Source organism: Streptomyces sp. NBC_00203 (assembly GCF_045206325.1).
Classification (GTDB): domain Bacteria; phylum Actinomycetota; class Actinomycetes; order Streptomycetales; family Streptomycetaceae; genus Streptomyces; species Streptomyces lutosisoli.
Window position 1 is genome coordinate 5,770,868 of the sequence record NZ_CP108126.1, and the last position, 18,381, is coordinate 5,789,248.

Annotated in this window: 15 protein-coding genes and 1 pseudogene; 11 read left to right on the forward strand and 5 right to left on the reverse strand. The window is 70.8% G+C overall.

Annotated elements, in window-relative coordinates:
- Positions 1-23: 23 nt before the first annotated feature.
- Positions 24-1,454: a Na+/H+ antiporter NhaA gene (gene nhaA, locus OG975_RS25980; protein ID WP_406331771.1), complete on the reverse strand. Its 1,431-nt coding sequence runs from the start codon at positions 1,452-1,454 to the stop codon at positions 24-26.
- A gap of 363 nt (positions 1,455-1,817) precedes the next feature.
- Entirely contained in the window at positions 1,818-3,818 is a 2,001-nt protein-coding gene (gene acs, locus OG975_RS25985) for an acetate--CoA ligase (protein ID WP_406331773.1), read from the reverse strand.
- Positions 3,819-4,031: 213 nt separating this feature from the next.
- Here acs and OG975_RS25990 point away from each other — a divergent pair, with 213 nt between their 5' ends.
- Both OG975_RS25990 and OG975_RS25995 read left to right on the forward strand, forming a co-directional pair.
- Positions 4,032-4,646, forward strand: coding sequence for an RNA polymerase sigma factor (locus OG975_RS25990; protein ID WP_406331774.1), 615 nt, complete (start codon positions 4,032-4,034; stop codon positions 4,644-4,646).
- Positions 4,643-5,335: a hypothetical protein gene (locus OG975_RS25995; RefSeq protein ID WP_406331775.1), complete on the forward strand. Its 693-nt coding sequence runs from the start codon at positions 4,643-4,645 to the stop codon at positions 5,333-5,335. Before OG975_RS25990 ends, OG975_RS25995 begins: the two co-directional genes overlap by 4 nt.
- 78 nt (positions 5,336-5,413) lie before the next feature.
- Here the strand turns inward: OG975_RS25995 and OG975_RS26000 are convergent, their stop codons facing one another.
- Positions 5,414-7,810 (reverse strand): SulP family inorganic anion transporter, encoded by a 2,397-nt coding sequence (locus OG975_RS26000; RefSeq protein ID WP_406331777.1) that lies wholly within the window; start codon positions 7,808-7,810, stop codon positions 5,414-5,416.
- Positions 7,811-8,149: 339 nt separating this feature from the next.
- Between OG975_RS26000 and OG975_RS26005 the strand changes: the two genes are divergently transcribed.
- Entirely contained in the window at positions 8,150-9,421 is a 1,272-nt protein-coding gene (locus OG975_RS26005) for a hypothetical protein (RefSeq protein WP_406331778.1), read from the forward strand.
- 57 nt (positions 9,422-9,478) lie between these two features.
- Here OG975_RS26005 and OG975_RS26010 read toward each other — a convergent pair whose 3' ends face one another.
- Complete coding sequence (locus OG975_RS26010; protein WP_406331779.1) at positions 9,479-10,471, reverse strand: ATP-binding protein; 993 nt, start codon at positions 10,469-10,471, stop codon at positions 9,479-9,481.
- A 101-nt stretch (positions 10,472-10,572) separates the two neighbouring features.
- Between OG975_RS26010 and OG975_RS26015 the strand changes: the two genes are divergently transcribed.
- Positions 10,573-11,397 (forward strand): oxidoreductase, encoded by an 825-nt coding sequence (locus OG975_RS26015; RefSeq protein ID WP_330306160.1) that lies wholly within the window; start codon positions 10,573-10,575, stop codon positions 11,395-11,397.
- A 416-nt stretch (positions 11,398-11,813) separates the two neighbouring features.
- On the opposite strand, the gene OG975_RS26020 is transcribed toward OG975_RS26015, so the two are convergent.
- Complete coding sequence (locus OG975_RS26020) at positions 11,814-12,647, reverse strand: HAD family hydrolase (protein WP_406331780.1); 834 nt, start codon at positions 12,645-12,647, stop codon at positions 11,814-11,816.
- 597 nt (positions 12,648-13,244) lie between these two features.
- Here OG975_RS26020 and ssd point away from each other — a divergent pair.
- The 7 genes and pseudogenes from ssd to OG975_RS26055 form a co-directional block, all read left to right on the forward strand.
- On the forward strand, positions 13,245-14,339 hold the full coding sequence (gene ssd / locus OG975_RS26025) for a septum site-determining protein Ssd (RefSeq protein ID WP_406331781.1): 1,095 nt from the start codon (positions 13,245-13,247) through the stop codon (positions 14,337-14,339).
- Positions 14,336-15,592, forward strand: a complete 1,257-nt coding sequence (locus OG975_RS26030; protein WP_406331782.1) for a TadA family conjugal transfer-associated ATPase — start codon at positions 14,336-14,338, stop codon at positions 15,590-15,592. The genes ssd and OG975_RS26030 overlap by 4 nt, the downstream gene beginning before the upstream one ends.
- 36 nt (positions 15,593-15,628) lie before the next feature.
- Positions 15,629-16,504: a type II secretion system F family protein gene (locus OG975_RS26035; RefSeq protein WP_406331783.1), complete on the forward strand. Its 876-nt coding sequence runs from the start codon at positions 15,629-15,631 to the stop codon at positions 16,502-16,504.
- A complete protein-coding gene (locus OG975_RS26040; RefSeq protein ID WP_406331784.1) occupies positions 16,501-17,283 on the forward strand; it encodes a type II secretion system F family protein in 783 nt (260 codons plus the stop codon). Before OG975_RS26035 ends, OG975_RS26040 begins: the two co-directional genes overlap by 4 nt.
- Positions 17,284-17,404: 121 nt before the next feature.
- Positions 17,405-17,575: a DUF4244 domain-containing protein gene (locus tag OG975_RS26045; RefSeq protein WP_406336466.1), complete on the forward strand. Its 171-nt coding sequence runs from the start codon at positions 17,405-17,407 to the stop codon at positions 17,573-17,575.
- The gene (locus OG975_RS26050) at positions 17,562-17,951 is read left to right on the forward strand and encodes a TadE family type IV pilus minor pilin (protein WP_406331785.1); all 390 of its coding nucleotides are present in this window, start codon (positions 17,562-17,564) and stop codon (positions 17,949-17,951) included. The genes OG975_RS26045 and OG975_RS26050 overlap by 14 nt, the downstream gene beginning before the upstream one ends.
- Positions 17,948-18,355: pseudogene (locus OG975_RS26055) on the forward strand (Rv3654c family TadE-like protein); the annotation flags it as partial. The gene OG975_RS26050 and the pseudogene OG975_RS26055, both read left to right, overlap by 4 nt.
- Between the last annotated feature and the right edge of the window lie 26 nt (positions 18,356-18,381).

Consider the following 18,381-nt stretch of genomic DNA (forward strand, 5'->3'; position numbering starts at 1 on the left):
TCTGTTTGTACCGTCTGGTCAGATCATGCCGGACCGTCGTTCCCCTCGCTTGCCCCGCCCGCCACTTCGGCAAGCCTGCGGTGCTCGGCGGCCTTCCGGTCGTATATCTCCGCCATCCGCAGGTGGTACGCCGGGTTCTCCTGCTCGTAGATGTCGGGGATGCCGTCGAGGTCCTCGTCGCGCTCCTCCGCCTCGCAGAGCGCGCGGTACTTGGCGTTGCGTATCTTCAGCAGCGCCGTGGCGAGCACGGCGGCGATGAACGAGCCGACCAGGACGGCGGCCTTGACCTCGTCGGTGAGCACCGGGTCGCTGTCGAAGGCGAGTTCGCCGATGAGCAGCGACACGGTGAAGCCGATCCCGGCGAGGGAGGCGACGGCGAAGACGTCCGGCCAGGCCAGGTCCTCACTGAGCGAGGCCCTGGTGAACCGGGCCGCGAGCCAGGTCCCGCCGAAGATCCCGACCGCCTTGCCGACCACGAGCCCGAGCACGACACCGAGGGTCTCGGGCCGCGTGAACACATCTCCCAGTGCCCCGCCGGAGATTGCGACCCCCGCGCTGAACAGGGCGAACAGCGGCACGGCAAGCCCGGCCGACAGCGGCCGCACAAGATGCTCGATGTGCTCGCCGGGGGAGTGCTCCTCGTCCTCGTGCCGGTGGCAGCGCAGCATCAGGCCCATCGCCACACCGGCGATGGTCGCGTGGATGCCGCTGTTGTACATCAGCCCCCAGATGACCAGGGCGAGCGGAACGTACACGTACCACCCGCGTACGCCCTTGCGCAGCAGCAGCCAGAACACGGCGAGTCCGACGACGGCTCCACCGAGGGCGGCGAAGTTGATGGTCTCGGTGAAGAAGACCGCGATGATCAGAATCGCGAACAGGTCGTCGACGACGGCGAGCGTCAGCAGGAAGGCGCGCAGGGCGGACGGCAGCGACGTCCCGATGACGGCGAGCACGGCGAGCGCGAAGGCGATGTCGGTGGCGGTGGGCACGGCCCATCCGCTGAGCGAGCCACCGCCGGTGACATTGACGAGCGTGTACACGAGCGCGGGAACGGCCATCCCGCACACCGCCGCGACCACCGGCAGCACCGCGGCCTTCGGATCCTTCAGATCCCCCGCGACCAGCTCGCGCTTGAGCTCGATCCCCGCGACGAAGAAGAACACGGCGAGCAGCCCGTCGGCCGCCCAGTGCTCGATGGAGAGATCGAGCCCGAGGGCGGCGGGCCCGATGTGGAAGTTGCTGACGGTCTCGTAACTGTCCCGCACCGGGCTGTTCGCCCAGATCACCGCGGCAACCGCGGCGACCAGCAGCAGCACGCCACCCAACGTCTCGGTACGCAGCGCATCCGCGACGAAGTTCCGCTCAGGCAGCGACAGCCGCCCGAGGAACTTGCGGGCGGGAGTACGGGTGCGGGGCGCGGCCACGGTGGGGACCTCCGGTCGGGTGGGCATGACTGAGCACTCGCCGACCAGACTTCCCGGCACACCATGAACGATCTTGTCGCGCTATTGACGCTTTCCTTAGCTTACCTAATATGTGGCCGGGCCTATACGGCGATCTTCACATTAGGCATAAAAGGGCGGCTTGGCGCGCGTGGGGGGCCCGGCCTTCAGGCGGGGGTCGCGCCCCTTAAGGGGCGCGGGGAACTGCGCGACCAGCCCCCACCCACCCGCAGCCAAAGAACCGACCTACGGGGTCTGGGGCGGAGCCCCAGCAGTGCAGGGGTGCAGGGGCGGAGCCCCGCGGTGGGGCGGGGGTGTGGGGGCACGCAGTGCCCCCACACACAAAAGGGCGGGCGGGTGGGGGAAACCCCCTCAGTCCTCGCTGGGCGCCGCCGGCAGCTTCGCCTGGATCAGGTCCATAACCGTGGAGTCGGTCAGCGTCGTGACGTCACCAAGCTCCCTGTTCTCGGCCACATCCCGCAGCAGCCGCCTCATGATCTTCCCGGACCGGGTCTTCGGCAGCTCCGCCACCGGCAGCACCCGCTTCGGCTTGGCGATTGGACCGAGCGTGGTCCCCACGTGATTGCGAAGGGCGGCCACCAGCCCGTCATCGTCGGCGGAAGCCGTCCCCCGCAGGATCACGAACGCGACAATCGACTGCCCGGTCGTCTCGTCCGCCGCCCCCACGACCGCCGCCTCGGCGACCGACGGATGCGAGACGAGCGCCGACTCGACCTCGGTCGTCGAGATGTTGTGCCCGGACACGAGCATCACGTCATCGACGCGGCCGAGGAGCCAGATGTCCCCGTCCTCGTCCTTCTTGGCCCCGTCCCCGGCGAAGTACTTCCCCTCGAACCGCGACCAGTACGTGTCGAGGAACCGCTGGTCGTCCCCCCAGATGGTGCGCAGCATCGAAGGCCACGGCTCGGTGAGAACGAGGTAACCACCACCCCCGTTCGGCACCTCCTTGGCCTCGTCGTCGACGACCGTCGCCGAGATGCCCGGCAGCGGCCGCTGCGCCGACCCCGGCTTCGTCACGGTGACCCCCGGCAGCGGCGAGATCATCATCGCGCCGGTCTCCGTCTGCCACCACGTGTCCACGATCGGCGTACGGTCCCCACCGATGTGCTTCCGGTACCAGACCCACGCCTCGGGGTTGATCGGCTCACCCACGGACCCCAGCACCCGCAGGCTGCTGAGATCGAACTTCGCGGGGATGTCGTCCCCCCACTTCATGAACGTACGAATGGCGGTCGGAGCGGTGTACAGGATGGTGACGCCGTACTTCTGCACGATCTCCCAGAACCGCCCCTGATGCGGGGTGTCCGGCGTCCCCTCGTACATGACCTGCGTCGCACCGTTCGAGAGCGGCCCGTACGTGATGTACGAGTGCCCGGTGACCCAGCCGATGTCGGCCGTGCACCAGTAGACGTCGGTCTCCGGCTTGAGGTCGAAGACGGCGTGGTGGGTGTACGAGGCCTGCGTGAGGTAGCCGCCCGAGGTGTGCAGGATGCCCTTCGGCTTCCCGGTCGTCCCGGACGTGTAGAGGATGAACAGCGGGTGCTCGGCCTCGAACGCCTCCGGCGTGTGCTCGGCGGACTGCCGCTCGACGATCTCGTGCCACCACACATCGCGGCCCTCGGTCCAGGCGACGTCCTGCCCGGTACGGCGTACGACGAGGACGTGCTCGACCTGGTCCACCCGCTCGATCGCGTCGTCGACGGCCGGCTTGAGCGCGGACGGCTTCCCGCGCCGGTAGCCGCCGTCGGAGGTGATGACCAGCTTGGCGTCGGCGTCCTGGATGCGGGTGGCGATCGCGTCCGCGGAGAACCCACCGAAGACAACCGAATGCGCGGCGCCGATGCGTGCGCACGCCAGCATCGCGACGACGGCCTCGGGAATCATCGGCAGGTATACGGCGACGCGGTCACCCTTGCCGACACCCAGCTCGGTCAGGGCGTTGGCCGCCTTGCTGACCTCGTCCTTGAGCTCGGCGTAGGTGATGGCCCGGCTGTCGCCCGGCTCGCCCTCGAAGTGAATGGCGACGCGGTCACCATTCCCGGCCTCGACATGCCGGTCCACGCAGTTGTACGCGACATTCAGCTTCCCGTCGGCGAACCACTTGGCGAACGGCGGGTTCGACCAGTCCAGCGTCTCGGTCGGCTCGGTGGCCCAGGTCAGCCGACGGGCCTGCTCGGCCCAGAAGCCGAGCCTGTCAGCCTTGGCCTGCTCATACGCCTCCGCGGTGACATTGGCATTCGCGGCCAGGTCTGCGGGCGGCGCGAACCTGCGCTCCTCGCGCAACAGGTTGGCCAGGCTTTCGTTGCTCACGACATCTCCCTTTCCCAGGGTGTCCGTTGTGTCCCAGGCCACAGCTCATCAGACCGGGGGGCCCGGTGACAAGGGCCGACCCGAAATTGGTTTAGACCTATCCATGTGCTGTGGCGCCCCTCTCCCTGTGCTGCGGCACTCGGCAGAGGCACGTACACAGCCACGTACGGTCCAGCGGTCGGGTTCACTCGGTAACGCTTCCCGGGTCTCGGCCCAAGAACAGGCGAAGTGCCCCCGAAGCGAAGGAGACACCGAGTGGAACGGATACGGGGCGGGCCCCTCGCCGCGACACGTGATCCACAGCTCTTCGAACAGTTCTACCGGCGCCATGTCGACGCCGTGACACGTTTCGTCGCCCGGCGTGTCGACGACCCCCACACCGCCGCCGACCTGACCGCCGAGATCTTCCTAGCGGTCCTGGACTCGGCCGACACCTACCGCCCAGGCCTCGGCAGCGAGACCGCCTGGCTGTACGGCATCGCTCGCAACGTCGTCTCCTCCGAGCGCCGCCGGATCGCCCGCGAGGCCCTCCGCGACCAGCGGATCTCCGGCCGCCGTCTCCTCGACGCCGACGACATCGCCCGCCTTGAGGACAAACTCGACGCCGAGAGCCCGGGCCGCCGCGCGCTCGCCGCCCTCGCCCACCTCCCCGAGGGCGAACGCGCCCTGCTGGAACTCATCACCGTCGACCAGCTCACCCTCCCGGAAGCCGCCGCCGCCCTGGGCATCCGCCAGGTCACCGCCCGCGTCCGCCTCCACCGCGCCCGCAAGTCCCTGCGCACGGAGACCGATGCCACACATGGGCCCGCGCCCCATTCACCACTGACGCACGCATCCGAGGTATCCGAAGTAATCGGGGGAGAGGCATGAACACGAAGACGACCTTCGAGGACCGGCTGCTGAGCGACCTCCAGCGGGAGATCGAACTGCGCGAGGCCGGCGTTGCCGAAGCCGCGGCGGATGACGCGCCCGCGCGGGTCCGCCGTCTGGTCACCCCACCGCGGATCGCCCTCGCGGCCGCGGCCTGCGCCGCGGCCGCGCTCGCCGTGGTGCTCGTGCCCGGCTCCCCGGCCGACTCGACGGCGTACGCGGTAGAGCGCCACGGCGACGGCAGCGTCACGCTCACCCTCAAGGACCTGAGCCTCGGACGCGACGCCCAGCGCGAACTCGCCGAGCGGCTGGGCGCGAACGGGATCCACGTGGACATCCAGGACCTCGACGGCACCCACTGCGAGCAGCCGCGCGGTGAGTCCGTCCGGGGCAACTTCGATGTCCTGCCGTCCACGAAGGCCAGGGACTCCAAGCCGCCCCAGAACGCCAAGAAGGCGGAGCGCAAGGTGAGCTCGCCCGCGTCCCGCATGGGTACCTGGAAGATCACACTTCACCGCGGTGACACCCTGGCCTTCGAGAACTACGGGTTCGGCAGCGGCAAGAGCAGCAACGTGAGCGCCATGACCTTCTATGCGGTCAAGGGCACCATCAAGCCCTGCGTGCCGGTGGAGCTCCCCGACCCCATTTGGGAAGTGACAGATGCCCCTCCATCCGACATGAGGCTGTAACCGGCATATTCCGCCACGGACCAGCAACCGGTACAAGGTGCGCGGCCCCGCCGACTGGGGCCGCGCGCCACGGCCGGGTCACGCGGGACGGCGCAGGTCCTCCGGCGCCCCCACGTGATCGAACAGCTCGCCCCCGTCGCCGTCGGCCAGCAGATACGCCTGAGCCTCCCCGACGTGGAAGTACATCCCGTGCAGTTCGAGCACGCCCTCCCGCAGGGCCCGCGCCACGGACTCATGCGCCCGCAGATGCTCCAACTGCTGCACCACGTTGGTCAGACACAGCTGCTCCACCGCGTCTGCGGGTGCCCGCCCGGCAAGCCGCGCCCACGGCCGGTCCTTGGCGGCCATCCGCTCCAGGCTCGGCTGCCCGTGCCGCAGCCACCGCTTGAGCGGCGTGACCGGTCCTCCGGGCTCCGACGTCAACAGGGCCTGCATCGCCCCGCACCCCGAGTGCCCGCACAGCGTGATGGACCGCACCTTCAGCACATCCACCGCGTACTCGATCGCCGCGGCCACCGAGTCGTCCCCGCTCTCCTCCCCGGGCAACGGCACGAGGTTGCCCACATTCCGTACGACGAAGAGGTCACCCGGACCACTGGAGGTGATCATCGATGTGACGAGCCGTGAGTCGGCACAGGTCAGGAACAGCTGGGACGGCCGCTGCCCTTCCCGCGCCAACCGCGCCAGCTCACCCCGCACCAGGGGCGCGGTGTTCCGCTGGAACGCGCTGATGCCACGCGCCAGTTGGTGCCCGCTCTGCCCTCGGGATCCGTCCTGCCCGCTCGGCGCGGAGCCGTCGGTCGTCTCCCCCGTCCTGTCCGGCCGGCCACCGGAAGGAACGGACTGCGGGGTCGCTGAGGTCTCGCAGTGATGGTTGCGCCATGGTGTCCAGGGCCGGCAACGACAGTGGGCGGAACTCGCGGGCTCGGCGATCCGGGTTCCGGCCCGCCCGGTGAGCTCGACCCTGCCGCCACCCGCGAAGTGGGCGTTCTGCCAGTCCTGCAGCGACTCGTACGCCGCGTGGTCCATGAACGAGCCGTCCAACTCCACCACGGTGTCGGCCCCTTGGGGCACCAGATGCAGGGCGCGGCTGAGCCGTGGCACCGCGAGGAACGTCAACTGCCCTCGTACACGTACGTAATGGACTCCCTCCTTCTCTTCGAGTGTGATGTGGGTGCGGGCGAGGCGGTGCATGGCGACCCCGACGGCCACGGAGACCCCCAGCGCCACTCCCTCAAGAACTCCGAGGATGACGACGCCGAGCGTGGTGACGGTGTACACCAGCACCTCGCGGTGGCGGGTGACCGTGCGAATGTGGTGCAGGGACACCATCTGGATGCCGACGGCCATCACCAGGGCGGCGAGCGATGCGAGGGGGATCAGCTCCAGGATCGGGACCATCAGCAGCGCGGCAACTACTACGAAAACGCCGTGCAGCATCGTGGAGTTCCGGCTCACGGCACCGGCTTGCACATTCGCGGAACTTCGTACGGCGACCCCGGCGATCGGCAGCCCGCCGAGCGCGCCCGAGACGACGTTGGCGGCGCCCTGCCCGAGCAGTTCGCGGTCCAGGTCGGAGCGGCCCACCCGGGACCGTTGCTCGGGCCGACCCGCCACCAGCTTGTCCACGGCGACGGCGCCGAGCAGCGACTGCACGCTGCACACCAGCGTCACGGTGAGGACGGCGGCGGCGATCCCGAGGACCGGGCCCTCGGGCAGCCCGGCCAGCGCGTGGCTGCTCCAGGACGGCAGGTCGGCCTTGGGCAGGGTCAGCCCGGCGAGCGAGGCGGTCATGGTGGCCCCGGCGACGGCGACGAGCGGGGCCGGGACCTTGCGCAGCACGTGCCCGACCCGCCCGGGAATCCGCGTCCAGGTGAGCAGGAGCGCCAGCGTCAGCGCGCTCATCGACACCGCGGCGGGGTGGACGTGCGCCAGCTGGTGGGGCAGTGCGCGGAGGTTGTCGAGGACGGAGCTCTGCGGGGTGCCGCCCAGGACGATGTGCAGTTGGGCTACGGCGATGGTCACGCCGATGCCGGCGAGCATGCCGTGCACGATCGCGGGGCTGACGGCGAGCGCCGTCCGGGCCACCCGCAGACAGCCCAGTCCCAGTTGGGCGATTCCGGCGAGGACGGTGATGGCGCAGGTCGTACGCCATCCGTAGTGGTGGATGAGCTCGGCGGTGACGACCGTGAGCCCGGCGGCGGGCCCGCTCACCTGAAGCGGTGAGCCGCCGAACCGCCCGGCGAGGAGTCCGCCCACGGCGGCGGCGACGAGGCCGGCCTGGAGCGGCGCGCCGGTGGCCAGGGCGATGCCGAGGGACAGGGGCAGGGCGATCAGGAAGACCGCGATCGAGGCCGAGAGATCGGCGCCCGCGATACGGAATCGGCGGGGCGGGGTCGGTGGGGGGCTGTGGGGCTGGTGGATGCGCGTCGGCCGAGTCGAGTCGGCGGCGCGGGTGGGGACGCAGGCAGACATGGTTCCCGTCTCCTCCGGGGCAGCGCGGTCGCGGAACAGGTGGTCCCCCGTCCAAAGCGGCGAGGGCGGGATCGCGGCCGTGGGTCACGGCGTGCAGCGGCGGGATTTTCAACGCTCGGTAAACGGATCGTAATGCAGAGTAAAGGTCTTGTGCGGAATTTCGGGGCAAATGGGGCATTAAATCACCCTCTAGGGTGAACCGAGCTTTTGATCGGCTTGTCGTATTTATTCCTCCTCGGTCCCATGCCACCTTGACGGCGCTGTCGGCAAATCGCTGCACATCACCACAGAACGCCCTAGTGAGCGTTGCTCTGACCGAAGGAAGAAGGAGGGCGGAAGATGGCCGCCACCCAGAGGATTGCCGCGGGCGTAGCGCTCGCCGCGGCCTGCGCCACGGCGCTCGCCGGTTGCGCCGGCGATACGACCGGTTCCAAGGAAGGCGCGCACGGCGCGAAGAAGGGGGCGGGGGCCCCGGCGCCCAAGAGCGTGGTCCGCCTGATCGGCGACGGCTCCACCGCGTACACCGGTGCGCAGCCGCATCTGCCCCGACCCGTGCGGCTGAAGCCCGGCCAGAAGCCCCCGCAGTTCGTGGTCTTCTCGTGGGACGGCGCCGGTGAGGACAGTCAGAAGCTCTTCTCGCACTTCCGGAAGATCTCCAAGGCCAACAACGCGACGATGACGTACTTCCTGAGCGGCGTGTACATGCTGCCGGAGGACAAGCGCGACCTGTACAGGCCGCCGCAGCACTCGCCCGGCAGCTCCGAGATCGGCTTCAACGATGAGCAGGGCATCAAGGACACCGTGAAGCAGCTGCGCGGCGCGTGGCTGGAGGGCAATGAGATCGGCACGCACTTCAACGGCCACTTCTGCGGCAGCGATGGCGGGGTCGGCCAGTGGTCGGTCGCGGACTGGAAGAGCGAGATCACCCAGGCGAAGTCGTTCGTGAAGTCCTGGAAGACCAACACGGGCATGAAGAAGGCGTCCCCGCTGCCCTTCGACTACGACAAGGAGCTCATCGGCGCCCGCACGCCATGCCTGGAGGGTCAGAAGAACTTCAGGAAGGCGGCCCACCAGCTGGGCTTCCGCTACGACACCAGCGGCGTCAACAACCAGCTCTGGCCCGACAGGAGGGAGGGCCTGTGGGACCTGTCCATGCAGCTCGTGCCCTTCCCCGGCCACTCCTACGAGCAGCTCACTATGGACTACAACTTCATGGTCAACCAGTCGGGCACCCAGACCCAGGGAGACCCCGACAAGCAGGAGTACTGGGGCGACCAGATGCGTGACGGGCTGCTCAAGGGCTTCAGCCGTGCCTACGACGGCAACCGCGCGCCGCTGGTCATCGGCAACCACTTCGAGTCCTGGAACGGCGGCAACTACATGCGCGCCATCGACGAGGTCGTCGAGAGCGTCTGCACCAAGTCCGAGGTGCGCTGCGTCTCCTTCCACCAGCTCGCCGACTGGCTCGACGCCCAGGACCCGGCCACCCTCGACAAGCTCCGCGGCCTCAAGGTCGGCGAGGCCCCGAAGCAGGGCTGGGCGTCCTTCCTCTCGGGCCGCCCCGCCCCTGCCCCGAAGGGCGTCCCCGGCGCACCGGCCGTCAAGCCGTAGCGGCTGTCGGGCCGGGCCGGTCGCTCCGTCGGCGGTTGTCGCGTTGCGTCGGGGTGCTCAAGTCAGCTGGGCGGTAGCTGATGCGCAGCGCTCGTCGAGGACGAAGCCGGGGTCGACCTGCGCGGCCAGGTCCGCCCCGGTCTTCTCGTTGCCCCAACTGCTCGCGTTCTTCAGGTGGAAGTGCACCATCTGGTGCGTGTAACGCTCCCAGTCACGCAGTTCGTACGTGGCGTCGGCGGCGGTCTGCAAGGTGCGCAGGGAGCGGCGGTTGGGCTGCTCAAGGAGCTCGAACCGGGGCGGGCGGCCTTTCTCCATGGCGCGCACCCAGTCGGAGTGCCCGACGGTGACCAGGAGGTCGTCACCGACTTCGGTGCGCAGGAAGTCGATGTCGTCCTGGCCCTGCACCTTGTTGCCGACGACCTTCAGGACGACGCCGAAGTCGCGGGCGTACTCCTTGTACTGCCGATAGACGGAGATTCCCTTCCGGGTCGGCTCGGCGACGAGGAACGTGATGTCGAAGCGGGTGAACAAGCCGGACGCGAAGGAGTCGGAGCCCGCCGTCATGTCGACGACGACGTACTCGCTCTGGCCGTCGACGAGATGGTTCAGGCAGAGCTCCACTGCACCGGTCTTGGAGTGGTAGCACGCCACTCCCAAGTCGGCCTCGGTGAACGGGCCGGTGACCATCAAACGGACGGCGCCGCCGTCGAGTTCCACCGGCCGCGCGCAGGCGTCGTACACCGGATTGTTCTCGCGCACCCGCAGCAGCCGTGACCCCTCGCCGGGCGGCGTTGTCTTGATCATCGTCTCGGTGGACGCGATGCGCGGGTTGGAGCCGCGCAGGTAGTCCTTGATCAGCGGCAGCCGCGCGCCCATGGCGGGCAGTCCGGCGGCCTCCGCCTCGTCGAGGCCGAGCGCGGCCCCCAGGTGCTGGTTGATGTCGGCGTCCACCGCGACGACCGGCGACCCCGAGGCGGCGAGGTGACGGATGAAGAGGGAGGACAGGGTCGTCTTGCCGCTGCCGCCCTTTCCGACGAAAGCAATTTTCATGTTCACCAAGAGTAGTCGGATGATTGCTCTGGGTGTCCTGCTTACGTGAAGAAGACCACTCCTTCGTGGGGTGGGCCGTAGGGGTGCGTAATGTCGTACTCATGAGTACGACAGGCGCGACCGCCGATCCGCTCGCGGCCCTGGGTTCGCTTCCCGGAGTGGCCGAATCCGTGGAGTCCGTCCGCAAGGCTGTGGACCGGGTCTACGGCCACCGGATCATGCGGCGCCGTAGCAACGAGATCACGTCCGAGGCGGCGCTGCGCGGCGCGCGCGGTTCCGCGGCGCTGTCCGGTGCCGACTGGGCCCTCGAAGAGGTGCGCCGCCGCACCGATTTCAGCGGCGACGACGAGGCCCGTACGGTCGGCGCGGCCCTGCGGCTGACCGCGGAGGCGGGCCAACTCCTCTCCATCTGGCGGCAGTCGCCGCTTCGGGTACTGGCCCGGCTGCATCTGGTGGCGGCCGCGGACAAGGGCGACGAGGTCGGCCGGCCGCGGCTGAACGGCGAACCGGTCGACGAGCCCCTCGTCGAGCTGCCCCTGCCGGACGCGAACGAGGTGGCCGGCCGCCTCGAGGGCCTCTCGCAGCTGATCATCGCGGGAGGTTCGGCCCCCGCGCTGGTGACGGCGGCCGTCGTCCACGGCGAACTGCTCGCCCTGCGTCCCTTCGGCTCCCACAACGGCCTGGTCGCGCGCGCGGCCGAACGCATTGTTCTCATCGGCAGTGGACTCGACCCGAAGTCGATCTGTCCGGCGGAGGTCGGTCACGCCGAACTCGGCCGCGCGGCCTACGTGGCTGCCCTGGAGGGCTATGCCTCCGGCACTCCGGAGGGCATGGCGGCCTGGATCGCCCACTGCGGTAAGGCGGTTGAGCTGGGGGCCAGGGAATCGGCGGCCGTCTGCGAGGCGCTTCAGCGCGGGGCGGCGTAAGGGGCTCGAAAATCGCCCCCCCCACAAGGAAATCGCCCTCTACCTAAGAGGGCGAAAAACTGCCTGAACAGGGTTGCGGCGGTACGAGGTCTCGTACCGCCGCTGGCATGCTCACCGCGTTACCAAGCGTCCTCGAAATTTGCCCATCAGGTCGGGAACTGCTGCCCGTAACCTGGTGCGGCTGGCCCGTAATCGACGGGTCGACGTCGCGTGGGTGCCCAGTGTTCATGCTCGGTCCGTGGGGCCTTGGTTGCGGTTAAAGGTGATCCTCTCGGATGTCCTTGGTCTCGCGGGCCGTTAACTTCTTTGTACTCCAGGTCCGGAGGAAGCGGAACCCCTGACTGCACTTCTTTACTTTTAGGTTCAAACGTGAACCAACCGGGCGGAGGTGCGCCGCACACACAGGTGTGACGTGATCAGATCACCGCCGCGCGCCGCCGACTCGCGTACCAGACGAGCCCCGCCGTGGCCGCCGCCGCCCCTATCGCGGCCGCCGCGACGAGCGCCGGCCGGGGCGGTACCGACAGTGCGGGCAGCCGCTGCTTGAGCCGGACCGGGCGGTGGAAGTCCAGAATCGGCCACGAGCGGGCGAGTGCCTCGCGGCGCAGCGCGCGGTCCGGATTCACCGCGTGGGGGTACCCGACGGACTCCAGCATCGGCAGGTCGGTCGCCGAGTCGCTGTAGGCGTAGCAGCGCGAGAGGTCGTACCCCTCGGACGCGGCCAGCTCCTTGATCGCTTCCGCTTTCGTCGGCCCGTACGCGTAGTACTCCACTTCGCCCGTGAAGCAGCCGTCCTCGCCCACGATCATGCGGGTCGCCACCACGCGGTCCGCGCCGAGCAGTTCGCCGATCGGCTCGACCACCTCGGCTCCGGACGTGGACACGATCACGACGTCGCGCCCGGCGGTGTGGTGCTTCTCGATGAGGGATGCGGCCTCGTCGTAGATGATCGGGTCGATCAGATCGTGCAGCGTCTCGGCGACGATCTCCTTGACCTGCTGGACGTTCCAGCCGCGGCACATCGCGGACAGGTACTTGCGCATCCGCTCCATCTGGTCATGGTCGGCGCCGCCCGCCAGGAACACGAACTGGGCATATGCGGTACGCAAGGCGGCCCTGCGGTTGATCAGCCCGCCTTGGTAGAACGACTTGCTGAACGTGAGCGTGCTCGACTTCGCAATGACCGTCTTGTCCAGGTCAAAGAAGGCTGCTGTGCGAGGCAAGGAGTGGTTTTCCACGTGCCCGAGCATAGGCGGACACCATTCGGGCTAGTGTGGGGCGTGTGGGTTTGCCTGAGAGGGCTCTCGGGTACACCATGGAAGTCACGGATCGTTCGCGACCGTGCTAACCCGGTCTGGCTCCTCCCCCCCCGAGTCGGACCGTGGGGACGACCCCCGCTCTCCCCCCCGGCGGGGGTCGTCGCATGTCCGGATGGGTTTTTCCCCCCTCTTGCGCGGCCTCGGGGCCTCCTTGTCACCGCTGTGGCCGCCTTCTTCGCATACCCATGATCCGTCACTGTGTGTAGCCGTAGGGCTGCTCTGTGGAAGTCGCACAGGGGTCACCGGGATGAGTGAAGGCGATATTCACAACCACTGAGTTGTCCACAGTTATCGACCAAGATCCACACGATTTCCGGGTTCGCTGCACCGTGATTCCAGCGCGCTCCGCTCGCGGCGAGTTCCTCGCGGCAAGTTCATGGCCGGTTCCGTTTGTCGAGCGCGTTTGGCCGGTTCGTATCGGCCGTTCATATGGAGGCCGGTTGCCGGTTCTTCACACGAGCGGGAATCGCGGGTCCGCAGAGGACCCTGCGGGCCCCGCGCAGGAAGCAGCGAAGGGGGCTGGAGATCGTGGCGGGAGCCATCACGCATGACCGTCCGCCCGCCGCCGAGGGGCGGCAGGGCGGACCATTGATCGTCACGGAGGACGCCGAACTGCTGGACGACCTGCTGCGCCTGTGCGCGGCGGCGGGCGCCAGGCCGGAGGTCCACCACGGGGTGCCGGAGCGCAGGGGTAGCTGGGAGGCCGCACCTCTCGTACTGGTCGGCGACGATGCCGCGCGCCGTGTGCGCGGAGCCGCGCGCCGACGCGGAGTGGTGCTGGTTGGCCGGGATCAGGACGATTCCGGTGTCTGGCGGCGGGCCGTCGAGATCGGTGCCGACCATGTCCTGATGCTGCCCGACGGCGAGCAATGGCTGGTCGACCGCATCGCCGACGTGGCCGAAGGGGTCGGCAGGCCCGCCCTCACCGTCGGCGTGCTCGGCGGCCGTGGCGGGTCCGGAGCCTCCACGCTGGCCTGCGCGCTCGCCGTCACCTCGGCGCGCGAGGGACGGCGCACCCTGCTCGTGGACGCGGATCCGCTGGGTGGCGGACTCGACGTACTCCTCGGCGGAGAGGCGGCCGAAGGCCTGCGCTGGCCGGCGTTCGCCGCGTCCCGCGGCCGGGTCGGCGGCGGCGCCCTGGAGGAGTCCCTGCCCGAACTGCACGCGCTGCGGGTCCTGAGCTGGGATCGCGGTGACTCGGTCACCATTCCTCCGCAAGCCGTACGAGCGGTCCTGGCCGCCGCCAGACGACGCGGCGGCGCGGTGGTGGTGGACCTGCCCCGCCGCATCGACGAAGGCGTCGCCGAGGCCCTCGCCCAGCTCGACCTCGGACTTCTGGTGGTCCCCGCCGACCTGCGCTCGATCGCGGCCGCCGGACGGGTGGCGTCCGCGGTCGGCATGGTCCTGCGCGATCTCCGGGTCGCGGTGCGCGGCCCCTACGCGCCGGGACTCGACGACCGTGAGGTGGCCCGCCTGCTCGGGCTGCCCCTGGTGGGCGAAGTGCCCGCCGAACGCCCGCTGTTGGACGGTGGCCCGCCGCCCGGAGGAGCGGCGCGGGGGCCGCTCGCCCGGTTCTGCGCGGCGTTCTGGGAGCGGGTCCCGGTGGAAGGCGGGGGCGTATGAGCTGGGATCCCGCTACGGGGACGGACTGCGGCGCGGGGCTGGGAGGACGTACAGGTTCGTGGGACGCGCACGCGGGCTCGCCGGACGGGCCGACCGGACTGCTGGACGGCGTACGGCAATGGCTCGCCGAGAGCGGCTCCGAACCGACCCCCGCGCGCGTGGCGCAGGCTTTGCGCGAGCAGGGGCGCGTGCTCGGGGACGCCGAAGTCCTCGGTGCGGCCGAGCGGTTGCGCTCCGAGCTGGTCGGCAGCGGCCCGCTGGAACCGCTGCTCGCCGACCCTTGCGTGACCGATGTGCTGGTGTCCGCGCCGGACCGGGTGTGGGTGGACCGGGGCGGTGGCCTGGAGCTGACTGCCGTCTCCTTTCCGGACGCGGCAGCCGTACGACGCCTCGCGCAGCGCCTCGCCGCCGTGGCCGGACGACGGCTCGACGACGCCCGCCCCTGGGTGGACGCGCGGCTTCCGGACGGGACACGCCTGCACGCGGTGCTGCCCCCTGTCGCCGTCGGCTCCACCTGCCTGTCGCTGCGGGTCGTACGGCCGCGTGCGTTCACGCTCGACGAGTTGGTGGCGGCGGGGACGGTGCCGCCAGGCGGGGACCGGGTGCTGCGAGCCCTGCTGGACGCCCGGCTGTCCTTCCTGATCAGCGGGGGCACGGGCTCCGGCAAGACGACGCTGCTGAGTGCGTTGCTGGGGCTGGTCGGTCCCGGGGAGCGGATCGTGCTCGCCGAGGACTCGGCGGAACTGCGGCCGGACCATCCCCATGTGGTGCGCCTGGAGGGGCGCCCGGCCAATCAGGAGGGAGTCGGGCTGGTCGCGTTGCAGGACCTCGTCCGTCAGGCCCTGCGGATGAGACCGGACCGGCTGGTCGTCGGAGAGGTGCGCGGGCCGGAGGTCGTGTCCCTGCTGGCCGCGCTGAACACCGGCCATGAGGGCGGCTGCGGCACGGTGCACGCGAACGCGGCAGCGCAGGTCCCGGCCCGCCTGGAAGCACTGGGCACCGCCGCCGGGCTCGACCGGGCCGCCCTGCACAGCCAGTTGGCAGCGGCGTTGTCCGTGGTCCTGCATCTCGTACGCGACCGGGCGGGGCGGCGGCGGATCGCCGAGGTGCACGTGCTGGAGCGCGACCCGTCGGGGCTCGTGGTCACGGTGCCGGCGCTGCGGTGGGGCGCGGAGGCCTTCGCGTACGAGCGGGGATGGGAGCGGCTGCGGGGACTGCTTCGGGACGGGACCGAGGGAGGCCGGGGGCTGTGACGGGGATCGGACGGCGGGATGGAAACGGGGAGTGGCATGGCGATCGGTGAGATGTCTCAGATGCCGGTGGGGGCGGCCGTGGTGTGTGCCGGGATGGCCGCTTGGTGGCTGGGCGGCGGGGATTCGGGGGTACGCAGGGCGCGGTTGCTGTGCGCGGGCGGCGGGGTGGAGGCGAACGGTCCGCCGTCGTGGGAGCGGGCGCTCGTCGGCTGGCGGCGGGTGCGCGGGCGGCTGCGGGCCGAAGGGTGGTCTGTGGTCGCCGGGTTGGTGATCGCGCTGCTGGGTGCGTCCGTGGTGCCGCTGCTTCTAGGGGTGGCGGGAGTGCCGCTGTTCGGTCGGGTGCGGCGGGCCGGAGAGGCGCGGCGCGGACGGGAGCGCCGGGGCGATGCGGTGATCGCCCTGTGCGGAGCCCTGGCCGGGGAGGTGCGGGCCGGTCGGCAGCCCGGCGAGGCGCTGCTCAGGGCCGCGCGCGACTCGGGCGGGCTCGGCGAGGCACAGGCGGTGGTGCTCGCGGCGGCGAGGTTCGGCGGCGATGTGCCGGGCGCGCTCACCGAGGCGGCACGGCAGCCGGGGGCCGACGGACTGGTGGGACTCGCCGCGTGCTGGCGCGTGGCGGTGGACCGGGGTGCCGGGCTGGCGGCGGGACTCGACCGGCTGGAGGGGGCGTTGCGCGCGGAGCGCGACCAAAGAGCTGATCTGCGCGCCCAGTTGGCCGGATCACGGTCGACGGCGGTGATGCTCGCGGGCCTGCCGGTCCTGGGGCTGCTGCTCGGCACCGCGCTGGGCGCCGATCCGCTGCACGTGCTGCTGCACACCGGCGCCGGCCTGGGCTGTCTGCTGGTCGGCGGGGTGCTGGAGGGCATCGGGCTGTGGTGGGCGCTGCGGATCGTGCGGGGAGCGGAGGCGGCATGAGCGCCGAGGTTGTCCACAGGCTGGGGGCGGTGGTGTGCGGGGCGCTGGCGCTCGGGTGGCTGGTCCAGTCGCTCGGCGCGGTGCGGCGCGAGCGGCAGGCGCGCAGAAGGCTGGCGGAACTGCTGGCCTTGGAGGCGAGGCGTTCGGAGCGACGGCGCTTCGAGGTCCGGAGCGTGGTGCGGCGGTGGCTGCCGGTGGCGGGTGCGGGGTGCGCCGGCTGGGTGCTGGTCGGCGGTCCTGCCGGGGTTCTGGTGGGGGCGGCGGCCGGGTTCGGGGTCTGGCTGTGGCGCCGGCGGCGATCCACGCCGGTGGAGGAGTACGACACCGCGAGGGCCGCGCGGCAACTCCCGCTCGCCGCCGACCTGGTGGCCGCCTGTATCGCGGCCGGGGCGGGTCCCGTGGTGGCGGCCCGGGCCGTGGGCGAGGCCCTGGGCGGGCCGGTGGGAGAGCGGCTGGCGCGGGGCGCGGCGGAGGTGCGGCTCGGCGGTGAACCGGCCGAGGCGTGGCGGAGGTTGGCGTCGATACCGGGTGCGCGGGCGCTGGCGCGGCTGCTGGAGCGGGCGGGCGAGTCGGGCGTACCGGCGGCCGTGCCGGTCGGGCGGCTCGCCGCGGAGGCCCGCGCCGAGTGGGGGCGCACCGCGACGGCGCGGGCACGCCGCGCGGCCGTCATGGTCACCGCGCCCGTGGGGCTGTGTTTTCTGCCCGCCTTCATCGCGATCGGCGTACTGCCCGTGGTGATCGGGCTGGCGGACGGGTTGCTGGCGGGAGGAAGCGGATGACGGGCGACGGCGACGGCATGTGGTGAACGACAAGTGATCAACAGGGTTGAACCTTACGGGGGTTGAAATGCGCAGGACGGTACGAAGTGTGGTGCGAGGGCGTGCACGGACGCGGGCGTGGATGCTCGGTCTGGCGGCGCGGAGGGACGCGGGAATGGTCACCTCCGAGTACGCGGTGGGGGTCCTCGCGGCGGTGGCCTTCGCGGCCGCGCTCTACAAGGTGGTGACGAGCGGGCAGGTCGGCGAGGAGCTGCAGGGCATTGTCGGGCGGGCGCTCGATGTCCAGATGTGAACGGGCGCCCCGGCGCGAGGCTGCCTGTCGGGACCGTGGGTTCGTGACCGCCGAGGCCGCCGTGGTGCTGCCCTCGCTGGTGCTCGTCGGAATGGCGCTGGTCTGGGCCCTGCTCGCCGCGTCCGCGCAGATCCAGTGCGTGGACGCGGCGAGGGCGGGCGCCCGCGCGGCGGCACGCCAGGATCCGCCCGACACGGTCCTGGCGACGACCCGCCGGGCGGCACCGCGCGGCGCGAGGGTCACCGTGAGCCGGGAGGACGACCTGGTCCGGGTGACGGTCACCGCGCATGCGCCGGGCCCCGACGCGCTCTCCATGAAGCTGAGCGACGAGGCCGTCGCGCTGGCGGAGGAGACGGTGGGGGTGGTCGGCGGATGACGGGCTGGAGGCGCGGGCGCCTTGCGTGGAGGGCTCATTGGGGCAGGTGGCGTACCAGGCGGAACCTGTCCTCGGAAAGAGGTTCGGCGACCGTCTGGACCGTCGGGGCGATCGCCGTGCTGTGTGTCGTGTTCGGGGCGGTCCTGGCCATGGGGCAGGCGGTCGTGATCCGCCATCGCGCGGCGGGCGCGGCCGACTTGGCGGCACTCGCCGCGGCGGACCACTGGACGGACGGCGCGACCGCGGCCTGCGCCGAGGCGGACCGGGTGGCACGGGCCCAGCGCGCGCGGCTCGTGCGGTGCGCGGTCGAGGGCGAGATCTCGGACGTGACGGCGGCGTCTGGCAGGGGGCCGTTGGCCGCCGAGGTCAGGTCGAGGGCGGGACCTGCGGGGCCGGTCGAACCCGGCGGGACGGGAGTTACCGGTGCGGG

What these genes read in the sequence shown, in the direction of transcription:
- OG975_RS26035 (WP_406331783.1), top strand. Translation starts at nt 15,629, where the DNA reads ATGGCGATCGGTGAGATGTCTCAGATGCCGGTGGGGGCGGCCGTGGTG.
- OG975_RS26030 (WP_406331782.1), top strand. Translation starts at nt 14,336, where the DNA reads ATGAGCTGGGATCCCGCTACGGGGACGGACTGCGGCGCGGGGCTGGGA.
- OG975_RS26050 (WP_406331785.1), top strand. Translation starts at nt 17,562, where the DNA reads ATGTCCAGATGTGAACGGGCGCCCCGGCGCGAGGCTGCCTGTCGGGAC.
- OG975_RS26040 (WP_406331784.1), top strand. Translation starts at nt 16,501, where the DNA reads ATGAGCGCCGAGGTTGTCCACAGGCTGGGGGCGGTGGTGTGCGGGGCG.
- OG975_RS26045 (WP_406336466.1), top strand. Translation starts at nt 17,405, where the DNA reads ATGCTCGGTCTGGCGGCGCGGAGGGACGCGGGAATGGTCACCTCCGAG.
- OG975_RS26015 (WP_330306160.1), top strand. Translation starts at nt 10,573, where the DNA reads ATGAGTACGACAGGCGCGACCGCCGATCCGCTCGCGGCCCTGGGTTCG.
- nhaA (WP_406331771.1), bottom strand. Translation starts at nt 1,454, where the DNA reads ATGCCCACCCGACCGGAGGTCCCCACCGTGGCCGCGCCCCGCACCCGT.
- OG975_RS26010 (WP_406331779.1), bottom strand. Translation starts at nt 10,471, where the DNA reads ATGAAAATTGCTTTCGTCGGAAAGGGCGGCAGCGGCAAGACGACCCTG.
- OG975_RS25995 (WP_406331775.1), top strand. Translation starts at nt 4,643, where the DNA reads ATGAACACGAAGACGACCTTCGAGGACCGGCTGCTGAGCGACCTCCAG.
- OG975_RS26020 (WP_406331780.1), bottom strand. Translation starts at nt 12,647, where the DNA reads ATGCTCGGGCACGTGGAAAACCACTCCTTGCCTCGCACAGCAGCCTTC.
- OG975_RS26005 (WP_406331778.1), top strand. Translation starts at nt 8,150, where the DNA reads ATGGCCGCCACCCAGAGGATTGCCGCGGGCGTAGCGCTCGCCGCGGCC.
- OG975_RS26000 (WP_406331777.1), bottom strand. Translation starts at nt 7,810, where the DNA reads ATGTCTGCCTGCGTCCCCACCCGCGCCGCCGACTCGACTCGGCCGACG.